Origin of the sequence: Zoogloea ramigera (assembly GCF_006539865.1) — a bacterium.
In the GTDB taxonomy this organism is placed as follows: domain Bacteria; phylum Pseudomonadota; class Gammaproteobacteria; order Burkholderiales; family Rhodocyclaceae; genus Zoogloea; species Zoogloea ramigera.
Window position 1 is genome coordinate 1 of record NZ_BJNV01000134.1, and the last position, 4,271, is coordinate 4,271.

At 59.2% G+C, this 4,271-nt stretch carries 5 protein-coding genes; 1 reads left to right on the forward strand and 4 read right to left on the reverse strand.

Features of this window, described 5'->3' with window-relative positions:
* From ZRA01_RS21205 to ZRA01_RS19935, 4 genes are all read right to left on the reverse strand, one after another.
* Positions 1-153: motility-associated protein (locus ZRA01_RS21205; protein WP_371859326.1), on the reverse strand; the 153-nt coding region annotated here is incomplete at its 3' end.
* Positions 154-334: 181 nt separating this feature from the next.
* A complete protein-coding gene (flhC, locus tag ZRA01_RS19925; RefSeq protein ID WP_141355115.1) occupies positions 335-880 on the reverse strand; it encodes a flagellar transcriptional regulator FlhC in 546 nt (181 codons plus the stop codon).
* Between the two features lie 30 nt (positions 881-910).
* Positions 911-1,228: a flagellar transcriptional regulator FlhD gene (gene flhD, locus ZRA01_RS19930; protein ID WP_141355116.1), complete on the reverse strand. Its 318-nt coding sequence runs from the start codon at positions 1,226-1,228 to the stop codon at positions 911-913.
* Between the two features lie 219 nt (positions 1,229-1,447).
* Positions 1,448-3,496, reverse strand: a complete 2,049-nt coding sequence (locus tag ZRA01_RS19935; RefSeq protein ID WP_141355117.1) for a diguanylate cyclase — start codon at positions 3,494-3,496, stop codon at positions 1,448-1,450.
* 158 nt (positions 3,497-3,654) lie between these two features.
* Here ZRA01_RS19935 and ZRA01_RS19940 point away from each other — a divergent pair, with 158 nt between their 5' ends.
* Complete coding sequence (locus ZRA01_RS19940) at positions 3,655-4,206, forward strand: NUDIX hydrolase (protein ID WP_141355118.1); 552 nt, start codon at positions 3,655-3,657, stop codon at positions 4,204-4,206.
* Positions 4,207-4,271: the final 65 nt, after the last annotated feature.

Genomic DNA, 4,271 nt, shown 5'->3' on the forward strand with positions numbered 1-4,271 from the left:
CTTAGGCCCGTTACCGGCAACAAAACCGCCGATCGCCAGGCCGACGATCGCAATGTACTCGGTCGGCACCCACAGGGCCGCAAGGCTGCCGTGCACCGCATAGGTACCGAGAGCTGCCGCAAGGATGATGACGTAGCCGATGATCAGAAACATCGCCGAAACCTCAGTCTGTGGGCAGCCCGAAACAACCGCCCCGAGTGCGTTAATCTTCAGCGGTCATATCGGCCCTGCCTGGAGAAACTTGAGCACCCGAAGCAAGACTATCGTCACCCGAAAATTCAAAAAAAACCGCCCGTTCGTGGGCGGCATCAACTCTTCAAACCGAAGAGGGAGGTCAGGGAAGCAGATCAGTGGCAGCCACAGCCGTCTTCTTGGTCTTGCCGGCACGGGAAGGCACATGGCACAAGCCGCAGACGTAATCACTCGTCGGGTCAAAGGCGTGCACAACAAACTCCCCGCCACAGCACGTACATCTGGCTGACTGCAGTAACTTGGCGTCGAAGAACCGGATCAGGGTCCAGGCGCGCGTCAGAGATAGCACCTGCTCCATCTCGAAAGACTCGATGTGATCGTTGTAGAGGCGATAGGCCTGCACGATCGCATCAAGCCCCTGCTGCCCCGCATGGGCTTGCACAAAACGATACAGCGCCATGAACAGCGAGGAATGTATGTTTGGCTGCCACGACATGAACCAGTCGGTCGAAAAGGGCAACATTCCCTTCGGAGGCGAAACCCCCTTGACCTCCTTGTACAGCTTGAGGAGCCGTTCCCGGCTGAGGGCAGTTTCGGCCTCGAGCATCTGCATGCGGGCACCAAGACGAATCAACTCGACCGCCTTCTGGATGTCCTGAGCTTCCTGCAGCACGCTCTTGTTGCGCATCTTGATGCCTTCCTTTCGATCACCCCCGAGTCAGGCAAGGCTCTCCACAGGACGACCTGCCGCAAGGATTGCCGCATGGAGATGTGCAGCACCACGCTCGCGGCCATGAGAAGACAAAAGATCCACCAGCATGGTGTCGTTGAAGCGGAACTGACACAGGAGCATGTTGGAACTCGCCATCCGGAGTACTTGCGCAGAGCTGAGCCCTTCCAGCATGTCGGCGACTTCCTCGCCGATGCCAAGCCGATAGATCGCGGCAGCGCGGTCGTCGCGAAGCATGTGCTGGGTCAGCATCAGGTAGGCAAGATTCAGTTCCCTGATCTCGTCGTGCAGACCGTTTGCGCTCATGATCATCTCCTCGGCAAAGCTTTGTTTGTATGCGGCAAATTCTGCCGTTAACCGGCAAAAGCCACCATTCGAGGGCTTCGGATAATTCCGTAGGATCTTTCGCGTAAACCAATGTAGGAATTCCGCCTACACGAAACCCGATTACAAGCTCTCAAAGCACACCACTCAGCACAGTCACGACGTACCCGCAGCGCGTGAAGCACACGCCCCGCACTCCTCTCAGCGGGGTGGCAGAACAGGCCCTGGGCGCAGCGACTGAGCCGTCATGATGCGGTTCCGGCCTTTGTTTTTGGCAAGATACAAAGCTTGGTCGGCACGCTTGATGAGGGCATCCGGATCCCCCATTACGGTATCGCGGGTGGCAACGCCGATGCTTACCGACATGTTCAACGACTCGCCAGACAGGGGCAGCGGCGCGCTTTCGACGGCAAACCGGACGCGTTCCGCGCAGGCCAGCGCAGCGTCGAGGCCAGTATCGGGACAGATCACGAGGAATTCATCGCCACCGGTTCGCGCCACGATGTCCTGGGCTCGCAGCGCACCCTTGATCGCGCCGGCGACCTGCTTGAGTACCGCATCGCCCACATCATGGCCATGAGCGTCGTTGTAGCTCTTGAACTGATCGACGTCGATCACCATGCACGACAGGGGCCGCCTGGTGCGGGACGAAACCGACCACTCCTGCTGAACCCGCTCGATCGCGTAACGCCGATTGGGAAAGCCGGTGAGGGAATCCGTCAGCGCGACCTCCTGGAGGCGCCGGTTCGACACCGCGAGCTCGGCAGCAAAACGCCGTATCTCCTCCCGATCCCGATCCAGCTCCTGCTGCAGGCGGATCACCCGCTGCCCAGCGCGCAAGCGGGCAGCCAGTACGCGTGGATTGATCGGCTTGCTCATGAAGTCGTCCACGCCGTTCTCGAAGGCCTCGATGAGACGATCGTCATCCTCGAGACCAGTCATCACCAGAATATAGATACCCCGCCCGATCTTCGTCTGGCGTAGCGCCCTGGTCAGCTCCAGACCGCTGATCTCGGGCATCACCCAGTCGACAATCATCAACTGCGGCTGAAACTCCAGTGCCATTTCCATCCCGACACGACCATCCCCAGCCTCAAGCACCTGATGCCCTACCGTCTCCAGCACCTTGCGCACCAGCGCGCGCATGGACGCATCGTCATCGACGATCAACACCCTCATCGGCTGCACCCCCACCGGCAAACCCAGTGCGGCCGATCCGCCCAGGCCCGGCTGCGGTGACTCAGCGGCCTTGGCGGGTCGCAGATCATCCACCGACTGAACTCCGCCCGTCCTCTCCCTGGCCTCAGCGGCCAGACTCGCAGCAATCGCCTCTCCCCGGCTCGCAAGCTCCGCAAACGGCGGGATCTCCGCCGTCTCGAGCTCAAGCAGGCTGCCCCATCCCTGCCACTCCCTCACAATCCCGTCACACATCTCGGTCACGGCAATGGGGTCGAGCGACAGGCGGGAGGCAATCTCGAACAACCGACTCACCAAAATCGGCCGCTCAGCCTCTTCGGCCACAAAGATCTCTGCAATGAAGGAAGACAAATGCAGGGAATGGGCAATCACAAACTCCCGTGAGCCCTCGGCATAGCCCGACTCATCTGGCTGCTCGGCAAAAAATGCAGGCTGATGGAAGACTCGCGGCAAGCCCCAATCGGCCAGCATCGCCGAGCAGAGCTCCCGATGGTCCATCGCAAAGGCACGCTGCTCGAGCACTGAGAGGGGGATATCGCGATATTCCAGAGTCTGCTGCAACACCTTCGCATACTCGAGCGGGTACAAGGTGGCCAGCGCCAACTCACCGATCCGGGCAAGCAGACCGAGACAGAAAGTCTCCTCGGCAGCTGCTGCACGCGTGCGCTGAGTGATGGCCTGCATTGCAAGCGCATAGACCAGGCAGCCCGTCCAGTAGCGACCGTAGTCGAAATTCCTGCAGCGCCCGTCCCGGTAGCTGGACAGCAAGGAAAAACCAAGCGCAAGGGTTCGTACGGTCGGCACCCCAAGCACCATCAATGCCTCCTGCACGGAAGCAACCGCGCGACGGTTATAGCCCGTCAGCCCGTTGGCGGCCTTGATCAGACGACCAACAAACGCAGGATCCGTCTTGATCACCCGCGCCAGCTCGCCGATTGAACTATCCTCCTGCTGGACCAATCGGATGATGGCTAGCGCAACCCCTTTCGGGGACGGCAAGTCACCTGCGGCCTTCAGTTGTTCGAATTTCGTGACATCTATTGGCTGCGCCATAAAATTTCCAGTGAGAGTTGGCAGTCTTGGGCCTGCGCTCTCGAAGCTTATCGGAAAAACCCGCAGCTCCTGCCCTTTTGCCCTTCAGGAGCCTCACGAGGACACCGAAGGCTAGCTTCCATTAGAATCGAGTCACCATTACTGCGCATCCTTCATCCATGAATTATTGTTCCCATTGTGGTGCCCCGGTAAGCCTTAAGACCCCCCCGGGCGACAACTTTCCCCGGCATGTCTGCGATCGTTGCGGCACGATTCACTATCAGAATCCCAAGGTCGTCGTGGGTGCTCTTGCCACCTGGGGCGACAAGATCCTCATGTGCAAACGCGCGATCGAGCCCCGATATGGGTGCTGGACACTGCCTGCCGGCTTCATGGAAAACAACGAAACCTGCGGCGAGGCAGCCGTACGCGAAACCCTCGAAGAAGCAGGTGCTCGCATCGCACTCGAACCAATGTTCACCTTTGTGGATCTGCCCCATATCAGCCAGATTCACATCATCTATCGCGCCCGCCTGCTCGATCTGGACTTCCAACCCGGTGAAGAATCTTTGGAAGCGATCTTGATGAGCGAGGAAGAAATCCCTTGGAGTGAGATAGCTTTTCGATCAGTGTCATACACCCTCAAAGCGTTCTTCGAGGATCGACGGCGTGGGCTATTCGATCTCCACACCACGAGCCTCAGCATTCCAGTGCCCGAAAACTATCGGTGAACACGACTGCGCAAAGTCCGCAAGCAAGTCTCGCAAGAGAGCTCACGGAGATATCCCTGCTCCCC